Annotated in this window: 15 protein-coding genes; 4 read left to right on the top strand and 11 right to left on the bottom strand. The window is 44.9% G+C overall.

All coding sequences use genetic code 11. The features are described 5' to 3' along the window. Positions 1 to 32: 32 nt before the first annotated feature. The 9 genes from K3G25_RS11310 to K3G25_RS11270 all read right to left on the bottom strand — a co-directional run bounded on the left by K3G25_RS11310 (position 33) and on the right by K3G25_RS11270 (position 12,800). Positions 33 to 482 (bottom strand): hypothetical protein, encoded by a 450-nt coding sequence (locus tag K3G25_RS11310; protein WP_017418575.1) that lies wholly within the window; start codon positions 480 to 482, stop codon positions 33 to 35. Positions 483 to 556: 74 nt separating this feature from the next. Next, positions 557 to 889 carry a hypothetical protein gene (locus K3G25_RS11305; RefSeq protein ID WP_017418574.1) on the bottom strand — a complete coding sequence of 111 codons (333 nt, stop codon included), beginning with the start codon at positions 887 to 889 and terminating at the stop codon, positions 557 to 559. Between the two features lie 18 nt (positions 890 to 907). Beyond that, positions 908 to 1,309 carry a hypothetical protein gene (locus K3G25_RS11300; RefSeq protein ID WP_017418573.1) on the bottom strand — a complete coding sequence of 134 codons (402 nt, stop codon included), beginning with the start codon at positions 1,307 to 1,309 and terminating at the stop codon, positions 908 to 910. Positions 1,310 to 1,413: 104 nt separating this feature from the next. Next, positions 1,414 to 2,088, bottom strand: a complete 675-nt coding sequence (locus K3G25_RS11295) for a DUF7003 family protein (RefSeq protein ID WP_017418572.1) — start codon at positions 2,086 to 2,088, stop codon at positions 1,414 to 1,416. Positions 2,089 to 2,191: 103 nt separating this feature from the next. Next, the gene (locus K3G25_RS11290) at positions 2,192 to 2,893 is read right to left on the bottom strand and encodes a DUF7003 family protein (protein WP_232489306.1); all 702 of its coding nucleotides are present in this window, start codon (positions 2,891 to 2,893) and stop codon (positions 2,192 to 2,194) included. After that, positions 2,890 to 9,927 (bottom strand): DNRLRE domain-containing protein, encoded by a 7,038-nt coding sequence (locus K3G25_RS11285; RefSeq protein WP_232489305.1) that lies wholly within the window; start codon positions 9,925 to 9,927, stop codon positions 2,890 to 2,892. Before K3G25_RS11285 ends, K3G25_RS11290 begins: the two co-directional genes overlap by 4 nt. A 161-nt stretch (positions 9,928 to 10,088) precedes the next feature. Then, on the bottom strand, positions 10,089 to 11,153 hold the full coding sequence (locus K3G25_RS11280; protein ID WP_014419260.1) for a polysaccharide lyase family 1 protein: 1,065 nt from the start codon (positions 11,151 to 11,153) through the stop codon (positions 10,089 to 10,091). Positions 11,154 to 11,294: 141 nt separating this feature from the next. Then, entirely contained in the window at positions 11,295 to 12,206 is a 912-nt protein-coding gene (locus K3G25_RS11275) for a DMT family transporter (protein ID WP_021494691.1), read from the bottom strand. Between the two features lie 147 nt (positions 12,207 to 12,353). Next, on the bottom strand, positions 12,354 to 12,800 hold the full coding sequence (locus K3G25_RS11270) for a universal stress protein (protein ID WP_039253283.1): 447 nt from the start codon (positions 12,798 to 12,800) through the stop codon (positions 12,354 to 12,356). Positions 12,801 to 13,051: 251 nt separating this feature from the next. Here K3G25_RS11270 and K3G25_RS11265 point away from each other — a divergent pair, with 251 nt between their 5' ends. Further along, positions 13,052 to 16,183, top strand: a complete 3,132-nt coding sequence (locus K3G25_RS11265; RefSeq protein ID WP_173613544.1) for a DUF3427 domain-containing protein — start codon at positions 13,052 to 13,054, stop codon at positions 16,181 to 16,183. On the opposite strand, the gene K3G25_RS11260 is transcribed toward K3G25_RS11265, so the two are convergent. Both K3G25_RS11260 and K3G25_RS11255 read right to left on the bottom strand, forming a co-directional pair. Then, on the bottom strand, positions 16,172 to 16,561 hold the full coding sequence (locus tag K3G25_RS11260; RefSeq protein ID WP_173613525.1) for a (deoxy)nucleoside triphosphate pyrophosphohydrolase: 390 nt from the start codon (positions 16,559 to 16,561) through the stop codon (positions 16,172 to 16,174). The genes K3G25_RS11265 and K3G25_RS11260 overlap by 12 nt on opposite strands. Positions 16,562 to 16,745: 184 nt before the next feature. Beyond that, the gene (locus K3G25_RS11255; RefSeq protein ID WP_072176815.1) at positions 16,746 to 18,152 is read right to left on the bottom strand and encodes an arabinan endo-1,5-alpha-L-arabinosidase AbnB; all 1,407 of its coding nucleotides are present in this window, start codon (positions 18,150 to 18,152) and stop codon (positions 16,746 to 16,748) included. 241 nt (positions 18,153 to 18,393) lie between these two features. On the opposite strand from K3G25_RS11255, the gene hutP reads away from it, so the two are divergent. The 3 genes from hutP (at position 18,394) to hutU (ending at position 22,151) form a co-directional block, all read left to right on the top strand. Further along, positions 18,394 to 18,840 carry a histidine utilization transcription antiterminator HutP gene (hutP, locus tag K3G25_RS11250; RefSeq protein ID WP_004393292.1) on the top strand — a complete coding sequence of 149 codons (447 nt, stop codon included), beginning with the start codon at positions 18,394 to 18,396 and terminating at the stop codon, positions 18,838 to 18,840. Positions 18,841 to 18,951: 111 nt separating this feature from the next. Continuing rightward, positions 18,952 to 20,490: a histidine ammonia-lyase gene (gene hutH / locus K3G25_RS11245; RefSeq protein ID WP_072176814.1), complete on the top strand. Its 1,539-nt coding sequence runs from the start codon at positions 18,952 to 18,954 to the stop codon at positions 20,488 to 20,490. Next, positions 20,487 to 22,151 carry a urocanate hydratase gene (hutU, locus tag K3G25_RS11240; protein ID WP_100262102.1) on the top strand — a complete coding sequence of 555 codons (1,665 nt, stop codon included), beginning with the start codon at positions 20,487 to 20,489 and terminating at the stop codon, positions 22,149 to 22,151. Before hutH ends, hutU begins: the two co-directional genes overlap by 4 nt. The last annotated feature ends 1 nt before the right edge of the window (position 22,152 follow it).

Below are 22,152 nucleotides of genomic sequence, written 5' to 3'. Positions count from 1 at the left end.
GAGAGGCTGAGAACCTCTCTTACATTAATAGACTAGGATTCATTTAACATTTCAATCATTTCTGCCGCTTCTAAGTACAATTCATTTATCTTGTTTTGAATTTCTTTTGCGATTTCTTCATCACTTTCTAGATCTGATAAATATCCAGCTTTACCTGAAAACAACTTTTTTTCACAAACCCATATATCTAAGTGGTCTACACAATAGCCGTCTTCATTATCGTGAAAGTCGGTGCCGTCCAAATAAGCTGCAGAAAAAAATATCAATGAATTATAGGTACTCTCAAAACAATCTGAGGGCCGTACTTCTTTTCCTATTTCTTTTTCGTGTCCGACTCTTCCAAAAGCAGCTTCAATTTTCAAACCCATTTTTCTAAACTTTTCTTGATTGTTTCTTATTTTATTTAATGCTATTCGTTCAAATTGTTTTTCTATTTGTAAGATCTCTTTCTGTGTAATAGAATTCAGGTTGATTTTTTTCATATTACACCTCGTTCAGAACTCAAAACATTTACTACTGTCAGTATCTGTACAAGCGAATGTAAGAAATCTGTCTTTTACAATTCATACTTTATGATTTCCTCCATTGTCATCCCTTCAAAATATTTATAGAGAATAGATTCTACAGATGAATGTCCAAATATACCCAATGGGTTAGTGATGTTCTTGCCTGTTTTCTCATCTGCCTCTGCTAATTCATCTTCTGATGCAAATGAATCGCCTTCACTTATGAGATATTTACCGTCTTCATATAAAACAAATTTTAGTTGAGAATTACTGTTTTTCTCTATTATCTCTTGAGGCATCTTGGATATTACTGTCCAATCCCCTTGAAGAAAACCTGTATACCCGGTATTTGCCGCAAATATTTTCTTATTTTCTTCTTTCATTAGACGAATAACTTCTTCTCAGAGTATTTTCAGTAAAAATATTATAGTACTGAATAAGAATGTCATCGTCTTTATTTTTTGATAGATCACCTTCAATAACCCAAGCATAAGTATACTTCCCGATCTTATCCAAAGGTATTTAATAACAGCTCCCGGTACTACTTTAGCTATTGATTTCGCTTTCCTGGTCGTTGCCTTTATTTCTACTATTCGCTTATCAACTAACTCCGTGAAAGAAGAATCTCCATTTGTATTCATAACGGTAACTAAAGTTGCTAAGAATTCTTCTAATATCGGTTCTCTATCCAGATCCCTCTTATATCGTTCACAAAATTTTTCTACCGCATCAAAACATATATCTAAGCCTTCATCACTCAATAACACTTTCTTGTTTTTATATTCTTCTTCCCAATAACCCAATAGAACGGCCTTCTTTCTTTTCTATTTCATACCGCTCATATCCTGAATAATATCGTGTTTGAATTCTGTAAGCGCAGAGGTTAAAAAAGGGTTCCTTCATCAACTCACTCTATATCGTAATCCTCCCACTCCCTCCAGTTGTTATTTACTTCACCTAGATCAACTGAACCTGCGCCTTTTTCAAGATATTGCGCAAATGATTGAAAAGAAATTAATTGGCTTGGATCTGTTAGGTAATCAGGATATTCCCAATCCTCTGTTTCGAACACTCCTTCTGCTTCGCTTTTTAGATCCAGTATATTTAATAGTTTGTTTGGCTTTATCCAAAGCGCCTCTCTAAAAGAAGCATCCTCAAACAAATTCCTGAAATAAGTTTTCCAAGCCCTTTCTTTTGTACTCTTTTGGAATTCATTTCTTTGGTGAATATTTACGCAATAACGAGACTCTTTAATTTCAATTTCCACTACTTCGCTTAATTGTTGAAAATCACTTTCACGATATGTTATTTTCTCACCTGCTTCAGTCTTTAAGGCGAAGTCATCAATTATTATCGATTTGTAGTTGTCTGAAAAACAGTTACTATAGGTATGAATAGCCAGAAAAGGTCCTTTAGAATCTACTTCGAAGCAATGAATTGCCAGTAACCAATTGTCATCATTTAATCTTAATAAGGTACATTTACTCCCAACATAATTAGATTCACGCCATTCAAAAATTGGTCGGTTTAATTCACTAAATTCATCATCTAATAGGCTAAGAATTTCTTTACTTTTAATCAAAATTCATTCTCCTTATTAAATTATTTTTATATTTTATCTTCCACATAATAATTTATTTAATATATAACGGATTATTTCCAATTACTGCATGTCTATAATATCTTCAAAAGTATTGAACAGAATCTGTGTGTGCCCATTTTGGCCACTCTGTGTTACCATCAGCATGTTTTTGAATATATGCTATCTCTTGACGGGAAATTGCTTCGGCAATTGATTGAAAGAAAGGAGACAAACTAGGCAAATCTTTTTCTCCTTCTGGATGCATCCATAATTCTGTTGAATACAATTGTTCATACTCCGAAGAGAGACCCGCTATTTCCAGTTGTTCTTGTTTCGTCAGCCAAAGTGTGTCAAGAAATAATCTATTTTTGGTCATATGCCTCAAACATGTAATCCATTCATTCTTTGGGGAAATCTTATCTTTTATTTCCTGCTCAATAAAAAATTGAAATGTTTTCTCTCTAAGAGACACATTGATTTGTTTACTTGTAAAACCCGATTCTACATCTTCCAATTCCAGAAAATTTCCTTTTTCATCTGCAAATAAAAACGGTTCATCATCTAAAAAACTTACTTCATTATTTGTTAATTGATTACCTACCGAATAAAAATCAATAGCTGGTCCCAATCTCGACAATCCAAACAGCTGAAACGTTAAAAGCCAGTTATCTCTTTCAATAAAAATCGAAAGCTTCCCTTTTGCGAAGTCAAAATTCTCATTATCAAGAAACGGAAACTCTTCCTTATTGAATGAATCGTTAAGCAATGCGAGAATGGCTTCTTTTTTTCCACCCAACAGCCTCACCTCCGTTGATGTCTTTTTCTTAGAATAGCACTAGTATATCCTCCTTGTTTTCGTGAACAAGTTTGACAATGAGGATATAGCCTTTGTCGCTGGCCTTTCTTCCTTAATTTTGATACTGGTTGGTGATCTGCAATCCAATTTCTGCTTTTAGTTCCAGGGTGCCTTCTACCACAAGTATGACAGCCATATTTATTCCCAATTTTGTTTAATACTCTTCTTTCCTTTTTATTTAACCTGCTACTTGTACTTCTTGCAGGAATTGACCTTCTAGCGTATTTACCAGGTTTTAAATACTTCTTGGCGGCCTTCGCAAATCCTAAAGCCTTCTTAGCACTTTTATACACTTTCCCGGGCCCAAAGTTAGAAGCAGCTGCCCAAGCAGCACCTTTCCACCCTTTACCTGATTTATATGCCTTATACCCATCATAGGCTGCAAATCCGGCATTTACCACAAGCCACACCCAATGCCCGTCCGGATCAACATTCATCACTGGGTTATTATTTCCATAAGTATATCCATTCTGATCCAATGAATCCCCATCACTGCCCGGGTCTGGGTCTAGTGATAAGAATACACCGTTTCTTGGTTCGTAGTAGCGGGCCATGAGATAGTACAGGCCGGTTTCTTCGTCGTATTGGTAGCCTGCGTAGCGGTAGCGGTTGTCTTTTACTTCGTCGCTTGCTTCGGTTTTTGTCGGATTTCCCCATGCATCGTACTGATATTTGGCAACGGTTTTTCCGGTGCTGTCTGAGATGGCGATAACGTCGCCGTGTGCGTTGTAGTGATAGAAATATTTCTTGCCGTTCTCTGTATAGGATAACAGCTGGCCGCTCTCACCGTACGTGTATGATTTTGTGACGTTGTTGTCGGCGTCTGTTTCATACAGGACGTTCAGGCTGTCTCCGTCGTAGAAGTAGTTCGTAACTTTTCCGTTGACGGTTTTTTGGATTCTGTTTCCTTTTTCATCGTATTTGTATGTTGCGAACGGCTTGTCTTCGCCTTTTTTCGTGACGGCGGTCAGGTTGTCTTCTGCGTCCCACGTATATGTGTATTTGCCGTCCGATGTGCGGTTGCCGTTTTTATCATAGGACAGGTCTTCGTCATTCACCTTCGTCAGCTGGTTCATGATGTTGAAGGATGCGTTGACTGATTTGCTTGCGCCGTCCTTTGTGGCGGTGACGTTTGTCCGGTTGCCGAAGCCGTCGTACGTATATTGAATGACGGTGCCGTCTTCATGTGTTTCTTTGACGAGCTGGTTGAGCTTGCCGTATTCGTACTGCACCTTTCCGCCCGCTGAGCTGTCGATGACCGTGCGGTTGCCGTTGGCGTCATATTCATAGCTTTCCCGGAAGATGCTGCCGCCGTTTTTCGTTCCGATATGAAGAGAGCTGACGAGATTCCGCTCATCATATGAAAAACTCGTGCCGACTTCATTGCCGCTGATGAATGTCTGGACATTGCCGTTTTCATCATAATCAAATGTATAGGCTGAAGTGCCGTCTTTCATTTCAATCATTTGATCAAGTTTGTTGTACGTAAAGCTGTTTGTTCCTTTTTGGCCGCCGTGGCTCCATGAGAAAGTTTTCAGCTTATCCGAATCAGCCGGATACGTCCAGCTTTGGCTGCCGCCGCGGTCGGTTAATTCGGTCAGGCGGTTTTTGTTGTCAAAGGTGCGTTTTTTCGTTGTATTTTGTTCTTTGTTTGTGACAGACGTTTCATTGCCGTTTTTGTCATAGGTAAAGTTATATTTTTCAGTGCCGTTATACGCTTTTGACTTAACCCGATCGGTGCCGTCATAGGTCAGCGACACTTCATTGCCGTTGGCGGAAACGGTTTTCGTCAAGTTGCTGTTGGCGTCATATTCACTCTTCAGTACATTGCCGAGCGGGTCGGTTGTTTTGACGAGCTTGCCCATGACGTCATATTCATATTGATAGGTCTGATCTGCGTCGGCCCGAATCGTTTTTGTCAGCTCATTTCCTTCCTTGTCATAGCTGTGAAGGATGGATGTGCCGTTTGACAGGGTCAGCTTTGTCAGCTGGTCGCCCTGATCGTATTCGTAGGCGGTTGTTTCGCCTTTCGCGTCGGTTTCAGATGTTTTCTTGCCAGTCTCGTCATATGAAGCAGTGCTTGCATAACCTAGTTCGTCTTCTTCTTTTGTGACGTAGTTTCCTTTTTCGTCATAGGTGTTTTTCGTCAGGATGCTTCCTTCGATTAAACGGATATCATCAAACCACGCCGTTCCTGTGGCGCTTTTTTGGAACAGAATGCTGATTTCGATTTTATTGATCGGCTTTGTTTTCGGAATGACTGCCGCTGCCCGGTTCCATTCTTGGGTCCCCTGCGGGAATTTGGCGGTGTAGACGCCCGTCGTTCCGTCCGCATAAGTCACGCCGGCCTGAAGAGCGTAATCATTGTCGTTCGTTAATTTTACACCGTCAGCCTTGGACATCCCTGTCAGCGTGATATATACCGGCTTATCGTCCGCGCTTTGGTCTAATGTGACGGTTTGTTTTGCGGCCGCATTGGCTTGTGATGCATTTGTGCGGGACGCTTTTAATGAGCTGTCATCATCGAAGCCTTCATCAAGGTCAGCGGCGGCTCCGCTTGTGCTCCAGCCGTCTGCTTTAGCCGTGAAACTGCTGTTTTGCACCGGGTTATAGCTTGAAGAGACTTCGCCTTTTTCCAGCTGAACCTGATCAAACCACGCTTTTCCTTTGCCGTCCTTGTCGTTATGGTCCACTTCCATATAGACGATGGCTTTTCCTGCATTGGCCGGTGTTGTAAAGGTGATCTGCCGTTTCGTCCAGTCATTCTTTCCGGCTAATGCGCCTGATTCATTGTGAATCCATTGAATGCGTTTTTGGTCTTTGTCACGCAGATCAATGTTGAAATACGCTCTTGCCTTTGTCAGATCCGTTTTGATCTGGCCGCTGAGTGTATACGTCGTATTCGGCTCAAGCTGCACTTCCTGCGTTGCGGACGCATGGCCGTGCTCTGTTCCGGCTGAAGCGGATTGTGAGGAGATCTCCAGTGCTTTTTGTCCGGACAGCGCGCCGCTTCTTGCTTTTACAGATGCAATACTTCCGCTGTCTCTCGTAGCGGTGAGATTCCAGCCCAGCTTTGTTCCTTCAAAGCTGCCGTCTTTCAGCAGGCTTGCCGAAGCTGCCAGCTCTTTGCTTGATTGAATGAGATTTCCATACTTGTCATACACGGCGGCGGATGAGGATTTTCCGCTTTGATCCGTCTCAGAAACGGCATCAAGTCCGTCGTACGCAATATCAGTGACGTTCCCCTCGGTGTCCTTCATTTTCGTTACGTCATTGTTTTTGTTGTACTGATACGTTTCGGTGCCGTAGTTGTCTTTTACGGCTGTGACGTTGCCGTCTTTATCATATTGATAGCTTTCTGTCGCTTTGCCCGCATCCGCGTCGTTCGGATCGGTGTCCTGAATGACGTTGTTGCCTTCGTATACAGTGTTGGTCGTGATTTTCAGCCCTTCGGCATCATCGATCATCTGAATCGGGTTGCCCGCCTCATTATAGCCGTACTGCACTTTGCGGCCGTTCGGCTGCGTCATGAGCAGCGTTTTTTTGTCCGCGTCATAGCTGTAGTCGTACGTTTCTTTTTTCGCATTGACGGCTTTGGTCAGGCGGTGGCCGCTATATTGGTATTCAGTGAACAGCGGTTTGTCATCCGTGCTGTTTGCAGAATACTGCTTGACGAGGCGCCCCTCGTCATCGTAGTCATAGCTTGTGACGCTGCCGTCAGTATCCGTCACCTTTTTAAGAAGGTCTTTGTCATATGAATACGAAATCTTTTTGTTTTTCGGCGCTGTAAGAGATGTGACATGGCCGTTTTCATCATAGGTAAATGTCAGCTTGCGCCCTGATGCGTCTGTTATGGCGGTCAGCTGATTGCTGTCGTTATACTCGTATACGGTTGTGTTGTTGTGTCCGTCAACGATTTTTTGGAGCTTTCCGCCTTTTTTGCTGAAATAAGCGTTCGTCTGATCTTTTGTTTTTAATACAAATTGATCGCTTGTTTCCGTCAGTTCGAGATAAACACCCGTCGGCGGCTGATACGTGCCGTCAGATTTTTTCGTGAAGATATGTGTTGTCGCGTCCTCATCAATATAAACGGCTCTGCCGTCTTCAGAAAGAATCGACGTTTCCGCATCGGCATACCAGCCTTGGCCGAACATATGGTCAGAGCTGTCAAGGCTGTTGAAGGTCCGGGAGAGTCCGAGCCCCGGTCCGCGTCCGTCGATTGACATATCTTCTTCATTGACGATGACATTTCCCGTTGCGCCGTTCAGCTGTCCGTCCGGAATGTCAATAATGGACCAGAATTCTTCCGTTCCGAGGAATTCCGCCCCTTCATGGAAAACAGGGTTAAAAGGTGCCGTCGGTATGCTGTCACCGTTTGCGTCATAGGCGGTCAGCGTAAAGGAATAGTTCTTCTTCCCTTTGTAATTGCCGTTTGCGTTTTCGTAAACAGGTGAAGGGTCAAGCGCCAGTTCGCCGCCCTTTCCGTCCGTGTGAAGCTGGAATCTTCCCGCTTTCACTTCATCGGCTGAAGGCCAGATGTGTTTGTTTTGGGTCGTCCAATGATCGGTATCACCGACATCGAATGATTGATAGTCTTTTCCGTTGTAGATGTTGATTTTGTAGCCTTTCGCGTTTTTCACCTTATCCCATATGAGATTGACATAACCCGTTTGGCTGGATTTCGTGTTCGTATAGACGTAGCCTGTCAGGTTTTTCGGCTTTGCGATATCAGGCAGCGCCGGACTCGCTTCCGGTGAGGCGATCGCTTCTCCGTCTTTGTTATAGGCAATGACTTTAAATCCGTAGGTTTTCCGGTTCGCATCTCCGCCGGCGTTTTTATAAACAGAGCCCGGGTTGATCGGCAATTCCGCGCCTTTTTTGTCTTTCAGGTGAAGCGCATATTTTCCGGCGCTGATTTCCGCCTTTGTCGGCCAGATATTTTGATCTTTTGTGGACCAGGATGTTTTATTTCCGAGGTCAAGCGTTTCAAAGCTTTTGCCGTTAAAGACTTGCATTTTATACCCGGCTGCGCCTGACACGGCTTTCCAGGAAAGATCAAACCAGCCTGTGGCGTTGTTGTTATTAAAGCCTTTCGTACTTGGTTTCTGAACTCTGCCAATATTCGGAATGACGGGCTTGGCGGCCGCAGACATGGCGCCTTCTCCCTGGTCAAACACCGCGCTGACCGCGACCCAGTAATTTTTACTTGCCGGATAGCTGCCGCCGGCGTTTTTATAGACCGGCGAAGGATTAAGCGCTAATTCACTTCCGCCTTTTCCGTCTGCATGCAGCTTATATTTGCCGGAGTCGATTTCCGCTTTTGTCGGCCAAATCTTTTTCCCTCTTGTGCTCCAAGAGGTTGCATTGCCGACCGGAATGGCTTGATATTCTTTCCCGTTATAAAGCCACACTTTATAGCTTTTGGCGCCTTCAGCTTTTTTCCAGCTGATATTGAAAAATCCTGTCGAATCTCCGTTATGATACGCTTTGACAGACGGCGTGTCCGCCTTCGGAATCGTGTATGTCACTTCAATGTATGGTTTTTTAGCAGAGTTTGCTGATGACATCAGCTTCTTCCAATATTCTTTTCCGTTGCCGTTTGCGTGAAGCTTAAAGCCGTAATTGGCGCCGCCGCTATTCCACGACTTGACTGCGGAGGTGACATCGAAGCTTGCCCATTGGCCTTTATAGACCTCGGCTTTGCCGATGTTTTTGGAGCCCGGCTTGTTCTTCCACGTAATCTTGGCATTGTCGTAATTGCTGTTAACGGTGTCGAGCCAAAGCCCCGTCGCTTTTGACCCGTAATAGGAGTGGGCTGTGTACGCTGTAAGCGTCGCTTTCGTCACCGTCATGTTTTTGATCGGCTTTAGATTATCAAACTTCATAAAAGCGTAGTTCGTTCCGGTTGTGCCGTCATAATATCCAGTTTTCAGCACGTACGCTTTCAATCCGGCATCCCATTTCTGCGATGCGGCAGAGTAGTTTGTCGTCGGGTACGCGCTCATGACAAAGGTATCGGATGACACAGATACTGATGTTGAAGGGTCAATAGATACCGGATAAACCCGCTTGGGATCTTTCAGCCATTTTTCATCGGCCGTTACATGGAGCAAGTAGCCTTCGCTGTTTTTTTCAAGTTTGAAGCTGACATCTTCTGACCTGCTGACCTCACCTGACTTTTCGTCGAGATCTGAGTCGGTCATAAAGGGCTTCGGCACGGTGTAGACGACATTGTCTTTATCATCAGAAAACGCGATCGAGCCGTCTTCCTGTTCTTTAGCCTGCAGGTCGGTTTTGATTTGAAAGGTGAAGGAATTGTAGCCTTCATATTTGTGAAGCACAAGGTCTTCTTTTATGTTTTCGTTAAATGTGTAGGTTTGTAAATCAATTGCAGGAAACACTTGCTGATACGTAAGCTCGTTGCTGTCTTCCCTTACTTTTGCTGAGGCATCTGTCGGAGTAATTGCAGCCTGATCGGGGCCTTTTGCGCCGGTTAATGAGTATGTGAGCTTATGATCATCGTGTTCAAATGTAGCGTATAATCCGTTTTTCATTTGCTTCAGAAAATCGGAGTTCAGCACTGTATTTTCCGTTCCGACTTCCTTTGAGCCGGTTTTCAATTCAGGAGAAACGTCTTCCCAGTCCGCATTGGCGGTTTCTTTCGTATGAATGGGGTCTGTGTAGATTTCCTGTTTGTACACACCCTCGCCTTCATAGTAAAGCTTTGAATTCTCAGTTCTTTCAGACGTGATCTCACCGTCTTGATTGATATCTTTTTGATCAAAAGGCATCTGCTCAGATGCTTTTTCCGACGGAAGATCTTTTTCCGGGTCTGCTGCCGGAATGTCGGCGGTTTTCGCTTGATCTTGTTTATCACGCGTTTCTACCGCAAATACATCGGCAGGCGCAATGGAAATCATAAGCGTTGCCGCAAGAGTGCCGGCCAGCCATTTTTTCCACTTGTTCTTTTTTCCTATTTTCATAGGTTCTCCTCCTTCTTTTGTAATATAGGCTTAACAATAGTAATATTATTGAAATTGTTTATCAATATTTTCCTAGGTATTTAAGGTTATTTTAAGGATTATAGGTATTTTGAACCTTTTATTCATATAAAAAAACCGCCGGCTGCCGGCGGTTTTTCGTATTATGGATAGCGGAGATTTGTATTTTGCGCTCCCGCGTAGGATTGGGCGAAGTTTTTGGCGTCCTGGGCTGAAAGGGTGCCATAGCTGTAATTTGATCTCGGATTCCAGCCGGTGCGCGGTGATTTCGGGGCTTTGAGCGACGGGAATGAACCGGTGTCAGTGAATTGGGCGGTCCCGTAGTCGTCTATCATTCCGCCTTTTTCATTTCCGTTACCGAAATAGTTGGCTTCTGAGAAGACAGTCGCGTTTGTATGAATGGTGAATCCTAAATTGAAATTGGTCACATAGTTGTTTTTCGCATGAAAATAGCCGTATCTCATCAGGCCCGGTGAACGCACATAGACGTTATTAAAATAGTTGTTGGTGATCGTCATATGTGGATAGCCGATATAATTGCGCCCTTCGTTATCATCATTCGGATAACCGAGAATCAGGCCGTACAGATGGTCTGTGAATTTAGAGTTAGACAGCGTCACAAAATCCGCTTTGGCGCCGACATACAGAAGCTTTCCCAAATCGCTGTGGCTGTTCGGATTGTAGCTGTGTCCTTCAAACCACACGTGGTCAATCCAGTAATTCTGTCCGTTCGCTATGTACATCGGAATGTCGTTGTTGCCCGTAATGGCGGCACTATGGCTGATAATGAGATTTTTGAAAATCACATTGTTTGAGCCGGAGCCGGTGGTCAGATAGATGTTGGTCAGCCTGTGGCTGGTATAAGAGCCGACGATGGTTTTATTGGCGCCGACTGTCACAACGGCTTTACCCGGGGAAGAAATATCACTTGTGATGACGATGGTTTTGCGATCCGTTCCGCCCGCATTGTTTTTCAAATCATTGAGATTGCTGACGTAGACGACGGGGCCGCCCTGGCCTCCCGATACGGCGGATTTTGCTTTTCCGTTATGATCCTTCGCATTTCCCGCGAACCCGGTAAGTCCCTGCATCACATCCGGATAAGCCGCTGCCGCTTCTGCCTGCTTTGATACGGAACATACGATGGCCAGACAAAGCGCAAAGCCGAGCGCAGCCAAGAAAGCGAGATGACGCGTCTTGTTTATCATGCCCTTCACTCCTTTAATCTCTTAAATTGTAAACACAAGAAGTATTATACAATCACTATCCTCTTTTTCCATGATCTGTTTGTCTGCTTTTTCGTTATGGCTAAATAGCCCCAAAATAAAAAAAGCAGTCGGTACGGCCGCCTATATACGGGTGCTGTCTGCCTGAGTTTCCGCCGGCACGGCTTTTTGCTTTCGAATCAGGGACAGCGCCATTCCCGCAAAAATCAATACAATCCCCAAAGATTGATAAAGGTCGGGGCGAAATCCCGTAAATACGGTGTCAAGCACAATCGCCACCGCCGGATCAAGAAATACGATGATTGAAATAAACCGGGTGGATAAAAACCGCAAGCTGTCAAAAAAGAGCAAATACACAATTCCCGTATGAATGATGCCGGTCGACACAATCATGATCCAGTTCACATGCGACAAATCAGAAAAAGCGCCGAAACGGACGAACGGAAGAAGAATGATGACGCCCAATCCGGTCTGCAAACAGGTGACGGCGTATGGGCTGAGGCTGTTGATGCCTTTCCCGGCCAGTGTCGTAAAAGCATAAAAAAGGGCGGCCAGCACGGCCCAAATAATACCCGATCCCATCAGCTGAGAAAATGATGTACTTCCGTTGATGCCGGAAATCAGGGCGGTGCCCAGAAAACAAATCACGATGGAAGTGACGGACACAATATGCAGTTTCTCCCGGTATATAAGGCTCCCTAGAAGAAGGACGAGAACCGGAGCCAGATGATAAACGGAAATCGCTATCGTCACTGATGTCTCCTCAAATGATTTAAATAAAAACACCCAGTTCAGCACGAGAAAAAATCCGCAGGCCAGTGTCTGCAGCACCTCACGCCGGTTCCATTGTTCGGTGCGGTACCGTCCGGAACCAAACCAGCAAACGCCCAGAAACAATGAGGCGCACAGACATCTCACAAAGACCAGTTCAATTGAAGGCACATTCGTATGTTCCGAGAAAAAGCCGATTGATCCGAAAATGACCATGGAAATGACCATTTTGATGACGGCATTTGATGTTTGTTCAGCTTGCATTGATTTGCTTCCCCCATATCATTGACTGTTTATTCAGACAAATACTAACAGCCATTTTACTTGATTCAGAGGAAGATTTCATCCTATTTTTCGAAAGACGGCGGTCTTTTCTCATTAAAAAAACCCCGCATCAGCAGGGTCTTCCGTTTAATGAACGATCAGTACAGGACAAGGAGACAATTGTGAGACCTTATGGCTCACGCTTCCGAGCATCATTTCTTTAAATCCGCTGATTCCGCGGCTTCCGACGACAATCAGATTGAAATGCTGTTCTTTCGCTATGTTTAAAATTTGATGCGCAGGTTCGCCTTGGACGTACAGGCTTTCCGCGTTTACCCCGCTTTCAGCCGCTTTCTGCTTGGCCTCTTCCAGAATGGCCGCTCCTTTTTGCTCGACTTCATGTTTGATGTCTTCAATGAAGTTTTCCGGAACATAGACAATCCCTGTTAAGGCTGATGTGGAGACAACGGCTTCACGTCCCGCATAGAGAATGGTGAGTTCAGCCTGCTGTTCTTTCGCCAGATGGATCGCTGCGTCCAAAGCTTTGCTGCTCATGTCTGAACCGTCTACTGCTGCAAGAATTTTTTTAAACATATGAATCCCGCCTTTCTGCTTTTATTGTCCTCCTCTCTTTGCTGAATGTCAATTTTGCCGGCTTGCTCCGGAACATTGCGCTTACAGACTTTCTCCGTTTGTGGCGATGACGTCTTTATATCAAACCAAACTACCTCAGCATTATTTTTTTAGCGCTTAATAAATAGGGCTTTATTCTCTTCTTTTTTAGTATTACCTATTGGTAAGAGTAGTGATAAAATGGAATTATTGATATAAAAAAGGAGATTATGATGAGAAATCATAGAGGCTTCCATGAGGAAATTCAGCAACAACAAAAACTTTATCCAACATCACATCGCATTCAACCGGTCAGCCCAAAAGAATATGCAGAGGTTTTGACTTTACATACGGCAAAACAACTGAGCGAGACATTTCAAACACTTGTGGATCAAGATCAATATGAACAAGCGATTCAGCTGAGCGAGAAGGTTGCCTCTCAGCTTGGACAACATACGAATTTTTCATTACCACTTTCCACAGTGCTTTATAGTTTAAACGAAATGGAACTTCCTATTTCAGAGGAATTTTCTCTACATCGTCTGAAACTGCTAGGAAATCATCAAACTCATGATAACTTTTTCAAAGCATTAAAACACGAGATGTTAACGGCGGATCGGGTAGACTTTATGGTTAGTTTTACAAGGTGGTCTGGTGTTCAACTTTTGATCCCTCCGCTTCAGGAGCTTGCGAAAAGACATGTCCCTGTACGCATCATTACATCTACTTATATGGGTATTACAGAACCGAAGGCGTTAAGACATCTTCTTCAATTTGAAAATGTTGAGTTGAGAATTGTAAATGAATATAAAAAATCTTTCCATACGAAAGCATACTTATTTGAACGCTGTTCTGGACAGCATAGTGTCATTGTAGGATCTTCAAATCTATCACAAGCTGCACTTACGACCGGGTATGAGTTAAATGTTAGACTACCCGAAACCAGATATCTCCCCGTTTATCAACAAACAAAAGATTTGTTTGACACTGTTTGGAATGAAAAGACACAGCCTGTTGACGAACAATTTTTACAAGCCTATGAGGAATTCCAAGCAGGAAGCCAAAAGGTAAGTGCTTCCTTTGCCGCTCAAAACTCTCTTTACAAAACGAAAATGTCCCCGAATGCCATGCAAAAGGAAGCGTTACGAAACCTTAAAAAAACAAGAAACGAAGGGGAGACAAAAGCAGTCATCATCGCCGCCACTGGAACCGGAAAAACATTTTTAGCAGCATTTGATTTTGAACAATTTAAACCAAATAAATATCTTTTTCTTGCCCACCGGGAAGAGTTACTTACAAAAGCAATCGAAACATTCCAGAAAGTCACCAATAATCATGAAGATTTTGGTTTATTGACTGGAACCAAAAAAGAAAGAGATAAACGTTTTCTATTTAGCACAGTACAAACGTTACATAAAAAAGAAACATTGGAATCCTTTTCAACAGATGAATTTGACTACATTGTGATTGATGAATTCCATCATGCAGAAGCATCTACTTATCAAGCTATATTAAACTACTTTACACCAAAGTTTTTATTAGGGTTAACTGCAACACCAGAGCGCCTTGACGGTAAAGACGTCCTTCAGATTTGTGATCATAATGTTGTTTATGAAATCAGACTCCGCGATGCACTAAAGGCAGAGCTACTTGCGCCATTTCACTATTTTGGAATTTCAGATCATACTGTAGATTACGAAAAAGTAAAAGTGAAAAATGGGCTGTACGAAGAGAAATCGCTAGTAGATCATTTAAAAACTCATAAACGAGTAGAATACATCATCAAAATGATCAACATGTATGGATTCCACGGCGAGAAAATGGTTGGCTTAGGTTTCTGTACAAACGTCGAACACGCAATATACATGAGTGATGAATTTAACAAATTGGGATTTTATACAACCTACTTAACAGGAAATGATTCTCCTGCAAAAAGACAAGAGGTCATTCGTCAATTGGAGGATCCGCACCACAGTTTAGAACTTATATTTACAGTAGATATTTTCAACGAAGGAATAGATATTCCAAAGCTCAATCTACTATTGTTCCTTAGACCAACAGAATCGCCAACGATTTTCATTCAGCAATTAGGACGGGGACTTAGAAAAACTGACGACAAAGAGTTTGTAACGATACTGGATTTTATCGGAAACTATCAAAAGTCATTTGTTATTCCACTCGCACTATCTGGACAAACAAGTCAAAAATCGTTTGATAAAGATTCCCTCCGAGTGGCTGTGACGCATGAGTTTTCAGATTTACCTGGAGGATCCTATGTTGACCTTTCCGCCGTAACGAAGAAAGAAATTTTAAATAAGATCGATCATATTAAACTAAATTCAGATGCCATGCTGAAAACGTTATACAAGCAATTTAAACAAGAGCTAGGACGCTCTCCAGAATTAATTGATTTTCTATACTCTGAACAGGCACCTGGGCTTACCTTTTTTATAAAGAAATACAAATCGTGGGTACAGACCAAAAAGAAAATGGACGATTTGAATGTTACAGATGAAGGGATTCTCAATAACCCCTTGGTTGTAGGGATAGTAGCAAAATTAGAACAGCAATTACCTATTAAATGGCCTTATGAATGGTTAATTTTACAGAGCGGTTTTCACAAAAATATCATCACAATAGAAGATGTAAAAGAATCGTTAGAAAAACAGTTTCATATTCAAATCACAACAGATACACATGATGACCTCATTCAGCGAGCAATGGAGCGTTTAACGAAATCAGATCAAAAACAGAATTGGCGCTTTGGTACATTACAAGGTGATACATTCAATTTAGATACAGAAGTGAGCGACATATTAAACGATCCATTATTCGGACCGTATATTAAGGAGCGCGTCCACTATGGACTGATTGAATTTAGACGTATGAACAATATAGAAGCCCTTGCTTCAAGAGAGATTAAGCTTACAATGTATCAAACCTACACAAGAAATGAGCTCATTTATCTTTTTCAGTCAACTGACCAGGAAGGGACTTGGCGAGAGGGCTTAAAAAGAGTCAAAAATCAGTATTTAATTTTTGTCACTCTTAATAAATCAGAGGATGTTGAAGACCATCTACTTTACAAGGATTATTTTATTGATCCTAGTCACTTTCATTGGCAAAGTCCTAACCATACCTCTCATGAAACTAAGGGTGGTCAAAGTATAACTCATCATAAACAAAAAGATTATTGTTATCATTTGTTTGTAAGGAAATGCAAGAAAATGCATAAAATCACCTTGCCATTTACTTATTTAGGAGAGGTAGACTATGTGTCAAGCCACGGAGACAAGCCAATGAATGTCAAATGGAAGCTCCACCAGCCTGTCCCAGAAAACTTGTATGTGGATTTAACGAATTAAAGCAGATACGGTCGGAAGATCAGCGGGTGCCCACTCTAGTGATTCTAGCTCACGAATAGGCACCCATCTGAATTCCGCATGCTCTTTCGCTACCGGCTCTCCTGATACAATCTTCGCTTTTATTGAAATTAAATTGACGATGACCTTCTCATATTCATGATGAATATCGGCTATCACATCGTCCGCAACAATTTTACAATCAAGTTCCTCTTCAATTTCTCTTACAAGTGCTTCCCGAGCATTCTCTCCTTCTTCAAGCTTTCCACCAGGAAACTCCCACAGATTAGGAAGAGACATTGTTGGTGAACGTAGAGCACATAGAATTTCATTGTTTACATTTTGTATGACTGCGGCGGCTACTTTTATTGTTTTTTTCAAAATTAAACTTCCTTTCGTTTTTTCGTAGGTATGTATTCAAATTTTTGTTTTCAATTTTATACTATTCACTACAAATGATAGAGGTTGAGTCCATCATAATTCAATTAGTTTATTAAAAGCAATAGAAGGTCATTCTCCTAATTAGCAAGAAAAAAGCACCCTCCAAACTGGAGTAGGTGCTTTTTCACTTCACTCCCCAAACAGCCTCCCCATCACCGCTCAGCACACTAAACGTCACAACTTCTTTCTCTCTCGCTGAGTCCCATTCTTTCAGGAAGACGCCGTCATAATTTGTGCCGTTCAGGTTGATTCGGGCTTTGCTGCTGTCCGTTATTGTCCAGGTTCCGGTCATTTCCCCGGAAATGGTGCCGTCGTTGTTAAGCCGGATGTTTTTTGGTGTTTTGATCGTAGCTGTGATGTCTTTTCCGTGCTGGATGAGTTTGTAGGTTCCGGATGCAGCGGCCGCCGATATGTGTGAATCCGGTTCTCCCGCATAGCGGTATGGCGCTGCAACGGGCCATCCGTCTTTGTTCATGTACAGCCGATGCACTCTGACTTCATGCTCTTCTCCTCTGTTCGGGAAACGGGTGTGGAAAATGAGGTATGATCGTTTCGTTTTCCCGTCGTAAAACACGGAGTTGTGTCCCGGCGATACGTAGCCCGTGCCTTTTTCAGATTGGAAGGCGAAGCTGTAGCCGCCCATGAGTTTGACCCCGTACGGTTCAATTGCTTTGTCGTCGAAGAAACTGCCGTCTTTTCCTTTAGCATCAAGCATGTTATGACCTGCGGCGTCATAGTACGGACCGTCCGGGTTTTTAGAGCGCGCCACACGCATATTGTAACCGCCGGCTGTGTCAAGTCCGCCGAATGACAGATACAGATAGTAATATTTCGTTTCCGGATTGTAGCTGATGTACGGGCCTTCGATTCTGCTGTGATTTCCGCCGAGCAGTTTTTTTCCGTATCCTTGGTTCGGGAGCGGGAAACCGGTTTTCGGATTCATTTCCAGTATGAAAATTCCGCCGGAGTAAGAGCCGTACACCATCCAGAGCTTGCCTTTATGGTCAAAAAACGTTTGCGGATCTACGACGTTCGGGTGAACGTTTGCATGATACGTCGTGCCGTCTTCGCTTTTTCCTTCCATGCCCGATTTCAAAAAGATGCCTTTGTTTTTGTAGGGTCCTTCGATTTTGTCACTCACCGCGACACCGAGAGCGGATCGCGGCGAGTCTCCTTTACAGGCGTTATAGTACATGTAATATTTCCCGTCAGACAGCTGGGCGACGTCCGGCGCCCACAGCGTATCAGACTGGGCCCAGTCGAATGTCTCTTTTAATTCGGTGTAGACGTTCGGGATCAGGGGATTATTGGGATTGACGCTTGAAGATATCTGCTGCCACTGCATCAGGTTTTTCGACTTGGCGGAAGCCAAATGCGAGCCGAATACATAATATGTATCGCCTGTTTTGATGACGGACGGATCATGCACGCTGACCTCTGAAAAAACCGGATGCTGGGCTTTTGCCTGCGGCAGAGTGAACCCGATGACCGCTGCCGAGACCAGGCACACACGAAAGAAACTGGTTTTCATTTTCTGAAATCTCCTCGCTCTCTTCTTTTCTTAAAACGCTTTCAAGACAACGCTCCATTTTATGACGCGGATGGCGGAAATATGTGATCAACAGCGCCGGCTTCACGATGTACCGCTTTACTTCGATAGCAATCTGATTTGTGAAAGACTGGAAAAAAAGTTTTGACTTCTGATTCGCAAACACTTAATATAAAAAACAGTTACTAGTTATCAGAATATTTAAGAATTGAGTGAAGCATATATGACCTTACACAAAGACCGCCGCATCGGGCGACTGTCCGTCCTTCTTCTGCTTCATGAGACTGAAGAAAACCAGCAGATCAGCCGGCTGGAACGGGACGGCTGGAAAGTCTGTCTCGGCAGGGTGGGTTCAATGGATGCGCATAAGGTGGTAGCTGCAATTGAAACCGCTTCCAAAAAGAGCGGCGTCATTCAATCTGAGGGTTATCGCGAATCACATGCGCTGTATCATGCCACAATGGAAGCTTTGCACGGAGTGACGCGGGGCGAAATGCTGCTTGGCTCGCTGCTTCGTACTGTGGGCCTGAAGTTTGCCGTCTTGCGGGGAAATCCGTATGAAAGCGAGGCGGAAGGCGATTGGATCGCCGTTTCACTTTACGGCACGATCGGAGCTCCGATTAAGGGGCTAGAGCACGAAACATTCGGAGTCGGAATTAATCACATATGAATCAGCCCATAGATTCAGATGATAGGGGGCTATGCGTGAAACATCATTTTCATGGCATAGCTCCTTTTTGTATGGGCGCTTTACCAAAGTAAAGGAAAAGGGGTTGAAATGATGGTGACGTTAGACGGTTCCTCACTGACAACCGCAGATGCCCAGCGTGTGCTGTTTGATTTTGAGAAGGTTCAAGCATCTGCCGAAAGCATGGAACGTGTGAAAAAAAGCAGAGCGGCGGTTGAACGGATCGTTCAGGAAGAGAAGACCATTTACGGGATTACAACGGGGTTCGGCAAGTTCAGCGATGTGCTGATTCAAAAAGAAGACGCCGCGGATCTGCAGCTTAATCTGATTCTTTCTCACGCGTGCGGCGTCGGTGATCCGTTTCCGGAATCTGTATCGCGGGCCATGCTGCTTTTGCGAGCCAATGCCTTGCTGAAAGGCTTTTCCGGCGTGCGGACTGAGCTGATTGATCAACTGCTCGCGTATCTCAATCATCGCATTCACCCGGTCATCCCGCAGCAAGGGTCACTGGGGGCGAGCGGAGATTTGGCGCCGCTTTCTCATCTCGCACTGGCGCTTATCGGGCAAGGCGAAGTCTTTTACGAAGGGGCCCGGATGCCGACAGCTCATGCTTTAGAAAAGACAAACCTTCAGCCGGCCGTCCTGACCTCTAAGGAAGGGCTCGCGCTGATCAACGGAACGCAGGCCATGACCGCGATGGGGCTGATCGCTTACCTCGAAGCCGAAAAACTGGCCTATCAATCGGAACGGATCGCGAGCTTAACGATCGAAGGCCTTCAGGGCATTATCGATGCGTTCGACGAGGACATTCATGCCGCCCGCGGTTATCAGGAACAGATGGATGTCGCAGAGCGAATCCGCTATTACTTGTCAGACAGCAAGCTGACGACCGTCCAAGGGGAGCTGCGTGTCCAGGACGCCTATTCGATCCGCTGTATTCCTCAAGTCCACGGCGCGTCATGGCAGACATTAGCGTATGTAAAAGAAAAATTAGAAATTGAGATGAATGCCGCGACAGATAACCCGCTCATTTTCGAAGACGGCGCCAAAATCATCTCAGGCGGAAACTTTCACGGACAGCCGATCGCCTTTGCCATGGATTTTCTCAAAGTAGCGGCGGCCGAACTTGCGAATATTTCTGAACGCCGTATCGAACGGCTTGTGAATCCGCAGCTGAATGACCTGCCGCCCTTTCTGAGCCCTCAGCCCGGCTTACAATCCGGAGCGATGATCATGCAATATGCGGCGGCCTCCCTCGTGTCAGAAAATAAAACCCTGGCCCATCCCGCCAGTGTCGATTCCATTCCTTCATCGGCAAACCAGGAGGATCACGTCAGCATGGGAACCATCGCCTCAAGGCACGCCTACCAGATCATTGCGAATACGAGGCGGGTGCTTGCCGTTGAAGCCATTTGCGCGCTGCAGGCCGTGGAATACCGGGGTGCGGAACATTGCGCTTCGTACACAAAACAGCTCTATCTTGAAATGAGAAACATCGTGCCGTCCATACAAGAAGACCGCGTGTTTTCTTATGACATCGAGCATCTGAGTGACTGGCTGAAGAAGGAGTCTTTTCTGCCGAATGAGCATCACCAAAAACTGATGACCAATGAAGGGGGACTGACAAGATGACTGATGTAAAGAAATCAATCCGCGCCGGCCGCGGCACCGAACTTGAATGCTTAGGATGGGAGCAGGAAGCCGTGCTCCGCATGCTCCGAAACAACCTTGACCCGGAGGTTGCCGAAAAGCCGGAGGATTTGATCGTATACGGCGGCATAGGCAAGGCCGCGCGAAACTGGGATGCTTTTCACGCGATTGAGCGCTCCCTCAAAACGTTAAAAGATGATGAAACACTGCTGATCCAATCCGGAAAACCGGTCGGACTGTTCCGCACGCACAGCCGCGCGCCCCGCGTCCTGCTGGCTAATTCGGTTCTCGTGCCGAAATGGGCGGATTGGGGGCATTTCCATGACCTTGAGAAAAAAGGGCTGATGATGTACGGGCAGATGACGGCCGGCAGCTGGATTTATATCGGCTCACAAGGTATTTTGCAAGGCACCTATGAAACCTTTGCGGAGCTTGCGAGACAGCATTTCGGCGGCAGTCTGAAAGGAACCCTTACGCTGACGGCCGGTCTTGGCGGAATGGGAGGCGCCCAACCGCTGTCCGTCACGATGAATGATGGCGTGGTCATCGCCGTTGAAGCGGATGAAACACGGATTGATAAACGGATGGAAACAAACTATTGCGACCGTAAAACCGCATCAATTGACGAAGCGCTGCGCTGGGCCGAAGCAGCCAGACAAGCCGGAGAACCTTTATCGATCGGCCTTCTCGGCAATGCGGCTGAGGTGCATCATGAGCTTTTGAACCGCGGCGTCCATATTGACATCGTGACCGATCAGACTTCCGCTCACGACCCGCTGATCGGCTATATTCCGGCAGGATACTCACTTGAAGAGGCCGGGCGTCTGCGCCGGGATCAGCCCGATTTATACGTAAGGCTATCCAAGCAAAGTATGAAAAAGCACGTGGAAGCCATGCTTGCCTTCAAGAAAAAAGGGGCTATCGTCTTCGATTACGGCAACAATATCCGTCAAGTTGCCAAAGATGAGGGTCTCGCCGATGCTTTTGATTTTCCGGGATTCGTTCCCGCCTACATCCGGCCGTTATTTTGTGAAGGAAAAGGGCCGTTCCGCTGGGCTGCGCTGTCGGGAGACCCTGAAGATATATACCGCACGGACGCTTTATTAAAAGAGCTGTTTCCAGAAAATCAAGCCCTTCACCGCTGGATTGACATGGCACAGAAAAAAGTCACATTCCAAGGCCTGCCGTCCCGTATTTGCTGGCTCGGCTACGGTGAACGGGAAAAGATGGGGCTCGCCATCAATGAATTGGTCAGAAACGGCGAGCTGAAAGCCCCGATCGTCATCGGAAGAGACCATTTAGACTGCGGATCTGTCGCCTCTCCGAATCGGGAAACAGAAGCGATGAAAGACGGAAGCGATGCGGTCGGCGATTGGGCGGTGCTGAACGCGCTGATCAACACGGCCTCAGGCGCAAGCTGGGTTTCTTTTCACCACGGCGGGGGCGTCGGCATGGGGTATTCCCTTCACGCGGGAATGGTCGCGGTCGCTGACGGCAGCATCCTTGCGGAACAACGGCTTTCCCGCGTTCTGACAAGCGATCCGGGAATGGGCATCATCCGCCATGCGGACGCAGGTTATGAAAAAGCGGCTCAAGTCGCCGAGGAACAAGACATTATGATACCGATGAAAAAGGAGCGGTAAC

This window comes from Bacillus sp. FCW2 (assembly GCF_021228595.1).
GTDB lineage: Bacteria > Bacillota > Bacilli > Bacillales > Bacillaceae > Bacillus > Bacillus velezensis.
This window is presented reverse-complemented; position numbering and strand designations above follow the sequence as displayed.